Raw genomic sequence first — 4,249 nt, 5'->3', positions numbered from 1 at the left:
AATAAAAAAATAAAGGTGATTTAGTTAATGCAATGTAAATACGTCTAAGCTTATTGGCGAAGCGGATTTCTGTTGCGCCTGGGTTTATTGTCTTCACGATCGCATCAATGTTCTCGCGCAATGGTAACAACAACCATTTTTATTCTAATTATGACCAGAAATATTTTAAAAATTTATCATTGCCGATGTAACCCTGCGTTCTTTAAACGTCTAATCAAACCTACACGTCTAGTATATTTGTCATAAATATGATTTAAACGTCTTTGGAATTCAGCTTGTTTTTTTTGATACACTGCTAAATCTTTCAGCTTGACTAATAATTTGACTGCCTCCTCATAAGGTTTGGCTTGAGCTACTACTAATAATCTTTCAATCTCCGACCAAGCTCGTGCTTCTTGAGTAGCAAATCGTTTTAGTTCTTCTATTTTTTTTGCTTCTGCTTCTTGCTTTTGTTTTTGTTTTGTTTCTTTCTCTTCTTGTTCAGCACTTTTGAATAATTGTAATATGCTTCTGGCAGATTTTATTTCGGATTGAGAGGATGTTATTTGCTTGGATATTTTTTGCTGGAACTCTATGGCTAAATTTATTTTTCCTTTTACTAGCTCTAATAGAATGAGATCGCATTCTTCTCTTGGTAATTTGGCAATTGCTTTCAACCAAGTTTCATCGCTGATTGATATCTGTTTACTACTGGCTTTTGCTCCAACTTTTATCAAATATTCATTCACACCAAATAATTCTACAAAGGCATTTAAAGAGCGCGATAATTTATTTAACCCAGGTGGTACGGGCGGCTCAATTTTTTGCTCGTTAATATCTTGTAGAGTGATTGCTTTAAGCCAAGCTAGATAAAGTAAACGATAGTCCTGTTGTAGGATATCATTCCGCAAATCAATTACTTCACTAAGCTCTCCTCCTCCTTCAATCCACCCAAAACCATCTTCAATGTTAAAACAGATATCTAAGATTACATAACTACCTCTTTTCAATATGGATATAGAGTCTTCGATGCAATATGGCTCTATTTGCTTGATATTTATCAGAGATGTGGGAAACCGAAACATTAGTTGTTGAGTCCCCCAATTAGCCACATAGTACATAGCATCAAAGTACTCAGCTAAAATACTCTGGGGTTCTCCTCGAAAATCTCCATAGCTATAGGTAAATATTGCTTTACTAGCTGTTAGTTCAACTCTGCTAGATAATTGACTAATAGCTTCTCGTTCTCGATCGTTTAATGGGCGGTCTATTGTTTGAAATTCATAATACTGATATTCACTCATTGCTAAATTTTTTTATTCAATCCTGTAAATACATTGCTGATGATTCAAAGGCTTCTTCGGGAGTACCGTAAAATTCACCATTATCGAACACAGAGAGTTTGTATTTTTCGCTGCTATAGGAATAAAAAGCAAAGCCCCAACCTGCCTCATTTCCAAAATAGCGAAGTCGACAGAGATGAATTGGGTTATTCCTCCTGCGTTCGAGATATTCTTCTCTTGATTCTGGAAAATCAGGGGGAGGAAAATCAGCGGCTATATCTGGCTCTTTATAGGCATCTATGTAACAAAACTGACCGCGAAAGCGAACATCTAGTCTAATGTATTTTCCTGAATAATTGGTTTCAGCGTAGTTTAAAATTCTTTGTTTAACCCGCTCTCGAACTTTTTCGGTAATTTTAACTCCGCCAGAATTAGGATCTTGAACCCAGGGAGACATAAGACTATTTTGAAAGTATTTGGATATTTATTAGTTTAAAGTCTTCACCTATTTATCTACAATTGCTTACTCTCCACTAATTTTCTCTCATATCTTGAGAAGATATTAACATTATTCTCAAGAATCTTTATATTTTACTGACACAATCATTTAATTTAATGGTGAAATTATGACTAACCAAGCTTCAGGATGGGGTGGCAAACGTGGAGAATACTATAAAGGTCGAGGCGGACAACCCCAAAAATACGATGACCCTGTTGAGATTCGCATTCGCTGCGATCGCTCTTGGCGCGATCGTCTCGACAGTTATTTAGAACAACACGATATTAAAAGCCGTAATCAGTGGCTCATCGACCTCATTGATTCTCACATCGATGACTAAATTATCTTTAATTTACCCAAAAATGCGATTTGCGATCGCTGTGCCGTAGGCATCGCTCTTCACGTAGTTATTTTTTCGATAGTTTTCATTGGTAAATACAAACGCTCTTGGCTCGACTGAAAGTTAATGAATCCAAACTTTTGATAAAAGCTGACTGCTCCCTCGTCAATCGCCTCAACTATAAGAGCAACAGAAGCTATTTGCTGGCTTGCTTGGTAGGATTTTTTCATCGCATCCACTAGCATTAACTGACCTAAACCCCTGCCCTTATACTGTTTATCTACCGCTAAACGACCTAACATCGTTGCTGGTAGCAAAGGATAACGAGGTAGCTTTTTTGTCAATCTAGGTTCTATTTCTGTCAGTTCCAGACTAAATGATGAAAGTGTGTAATATGCAGTTACATTTTGCGTTGAGGAATCTATTGAGACAAAAACTGTGGCAGCTTTCCTTTTAAGATCTTGAGAGGCTATTTTTTTGATGTATCCATTGAGACTTTCCACTCCACAATCAAAATTTTCTCGTTGATGCCTTTTTGAATCTAGTAAGACTATTTCTACAGTCATTACTCACCCATTATTTCTTGGTATTTTCTTGCTGCCTCAATCAGTTGCTTATTTGGTTCTGGTGGCTCGATTAGTGTCTCCACAAAATCTCGCGAATCTTGTTGAGCTAATTTCATTCTCTGATGGCGTTGAATTACTCGCTCGCTTGATTCTTGCATACTGGTAATTATGAAATCAGTTAAACTTCTACCTTCTAAATCTGCTGCTTGTTGCCACCTTGCTTTTATTTCTGGATCTACACGAGCTTCTAGTCTTGCACTTGGTTTATTGGATTTATTCATCAAAAGATTTTTCTTTGCTCTTTATACGGCTAAATGCCGTATATCTATCTTAGCTCGATAATACTTTAGAACAAATTCCACAACGAACTACTTTTTACCCCAAAATGCGATGCGAAAAACATAGTTATTTTTGAAACTCAGAATTAGTGGATTATCTTCATCATCCCCCTCTTCATTTCTGATGGTGAGTATTGGAACTTTACCAAATTGTTTTGACATGGGGATAATTTTGTATTTTATTGTCACGACTAATTATCGGTATGTCATATCTTCTAGCTATCGCTACTAATATCCGATCTGCGGGATCTTTATGAAATTCTCCTGGTAAATTTGCACTATGTATCGCATCTAAAGGTGAAAGCGGTTCAATAGTCATACCTGGTTGCTGTTGAGCCAGTTCAAACCATTCTTTTATCGGTAAAGGAAGTTCTAGTTTATTCAGGCTATGTTTTACGGCAATCTCCCAAACTGAAATACTAGAAATCAGAATCTCATTCTTCTTTTCTGCTTCTTCAATCGCATTTTGTGCTGGTAATGATATTTGAGTAGGATCGTGCAACCACCAAAGCCAAGTATGAGTATCTAAGAGAATCACGAACCTAATGCCTCCCATAGTTCTGTCATGGGTTCGTCAAAATCATCACTAATCTTAATCGGCAATTCCCGTAGAGGATATTTTTTTTCTAGGCTTTTGGTTGTTTCTTTCGTATCTGCTTGAATCGCACTAAGTAGAGTTTGAACCAATTGCCATTTTTCATTGGTGGGTAGTTTTAGTACTTGATTTTGCAGTTCTTTGAGGCTCATAGCAGGAAGCATTAATTTTTTATCTATATCTTCTATTGTATTTAACTGGCTTACTCTTTCCTTCTAACCGAACACTTTTTATTGTCCCTGATTCCGCTTGATTATCTTCTTCAGATACTCCAGTGAATAGCCACGATTCACCGCATCACTCCATTTTTCCCAAGACCCAGACAAATAAACCCATTGTTCTCCCTCTCTCATCTCCTGACCAGAGCAATACCCTAATTCTCTTGCTAAATCGTACCAATGACGAAATATTGCAGTTTTGTCTATTTCTTGAGTTTGGCGATCGCTCCCCTCTTCAGACACTAAATTTTTCGCCCTCCAATCTCCTTTGAGTGCCGATACGAAATACCCCGATGGATTTGGTATGTGCTGCTCTCGCTTCCTCGCTCTAACTAAAGCGATCGCATTTTCCACTTTCTCTTTTGGGTACAGTTTCACAACTGGTTGCGGGTTTTCAGTTTCGTTGAGAGGAAATATTGAACATCAAAACC

8 protein-coding genes are annotated in these 4,249 nt (G+C 37.3%); 1 reads left to right on the top strand and 7 read right to left on the bottom strand.

The features are described 5' to 3' along the window. Positions 1–176 precede the first annotated feature (176 nt). Together I4641_RS23380 and I4641_RS23375 are read right to left on the bottom strand one after the other, a co-directional pair. Positions 177–1,283, bottom strand: a complete 1,107-nt coding sequence (locus tag I4641_RS23380; RefSeq protein ID WP_229642990.1) for a hypothetical protein — start codon at positions 1,281–1,283, stop codon at positions 177–179. Between the two features lie 16 nt (positions 1,284–1,299). Next, on the bottom strand, positions 1,300–1,719 hold the full coding sequence (locus tag I4641_RS23375; protein WP_229642989.1) for a hypothetical protein: 420 nt from the start codon (positions 1,717–1,719) through the stop codon (positions 1,300–1,302). A 169-nt stretch (positions 1,720–1,888) separates the two neighbouring features. On the opposite strand from I4641_RS23375, the gene I4641_RS23370 reads away from it, so the two are divergent. Then, positions 1,889–2,101 (top strand): hypothetical protein, encoded by a 213-nt coding sequence (locus tag I4641_RS23370; protein WP_229642988.1) that lies wholly within the window; start codon positions 1,889–1,891, stop codon positions 2,099–2,101. A 59-nt stretch (positions 2,102–2,160) separates the two neighbouring features. On the opposite strand, the gene I4641_RS23365 is transcribed toward I4641_RS23370, so the two are convergent. The 5 genes from I4641_RS23365 to I4641_RS23345 form a co-directional block, all read right to left on the bottom strand. After that, the gene (locus tag I4641_RS23365) at positions 2,161–2,667 is read right to left on the bottom strand and encodes a GNAT family N-acetyltransferase (RefSeq protein WP_229642987.1); all 507 of its coding nucleotides are present in this window, start codon (positions 2,665–2,667) and stop codon (positions 2,161–2,163) included. Next, a complete protein-coding gene (locus tag I4641_RS23360) occupies positions 2,667–2,948 on the bottom strand; it encodes a type II toxin-antitoxin system TacA family antitoxin (protein ID WP_229642986.1) in 282 nt (93 codons plus the stop codon). Before I4641_RS23360 ends, I4641_RS23365 begins: the two co-directional genes overlap by 1 nt. Positions 2,949–3,147: 199 nt before the next feature. Beyond that, positions 3,148–3,561: a type II toxin-antitoxin system VapC family toxin gene (locus tag I4641_RS23355; RefSeq protein WP_229642985.1), complete on the bottom strand. Its 414-nt coding sequence runs from the start codon at positions 3,559–3,561 to the stop codon at positions 3,148–3,150. Continuing rightward, complete coding sequence (locus I4641_RS23350) at positions 3,540–3,764, bottom strand: hypothetical protein (protein WP_229642984.1); 225 nt, start codon at positions 3,762–3,764, stop codon at positions 3,540–3,542. Before I4641_RS23350 ends, I4641_RS23355 begins: the two co-directional genes overlap by 22 nt. Positions 3,765–3,830: 66 nt before the next feature. Next, positions 3,831–4,196, bottom strand: a complete 366-nt coding sequence (locus I4641_RS23345) for a hypothetical protein (RefSeq protein ID WP_229642983.1) — start codon at positions 4,194–4,196, stop codon at positions 3,831–3,833. Between the last annotated feature and the right edge of the window lie 53 nt (positions 4,197–4,249).

The organism is Waterburya agarophytonicola KI4 (assembly GCF_020640915.1).
GTDB classification, from domain to species: Bacteria; Cyanobacteriota; Cyanobacteriia; order Cyanobacteriales; family Xenococcaceae; genus Waterburya; species Waterburya agarophytonicola.
The sequence above is the reverse complement of the archived record's forward strand: the minus strand, read 5'-3'. Positions and strand labels throughout refer to the sequence as shown.

Coding starts and splice junctions, on each gene's coding strand:
- I4641_RS23360 (WP_229642986.1), bottom strand. CDS start 2,948: ATGAATAAATCCAATAAACCAAGTGCAAGACTAGAAGCTCGTGTAGAT.
- I4641_RS23380 (WP_229642990.1), bottom strand. CDS start 1,283: ATGAGTGAATATCAGTATTATGAATTTCAAACAATAGACCGCCCATTA.
- I4641_RS23355 (WP_229642985.1), bottom strand. CDS start 3,561: ATGGGAGGCATTAGGTTCGTGATTCTCTTAGATACTCATACTTGGCTT.
- I4641_RS23370 (WP_229642988.1), top strand. CDS start 1,889: ATGACTAACCAAGCTTCAGGATGGGGTGGCAAACGTGGAGAATACTAT.
- I4641_RS23375 (WP_229642989.1), bottom strand. CDS start 1,719: ATGTCTCCCTGGGTTCAAGATCCTAATTCTGGCGGAGTTAAAATTACC.
- I4641_RS23365 (WP_229642987.1), bottom strand. CDS start 2,667: ATGACTGTAGAAATAGTCTTACTAGATTCAAAAAGGCATCAACGAGAA.
- I4641_RS23350 (WP_229642984.1), bottom strand. CDS start 3,764: ATGCTTCCTGCTATGAGCCTCAAAGAACTGCAAAATCAAGTACTAAAA.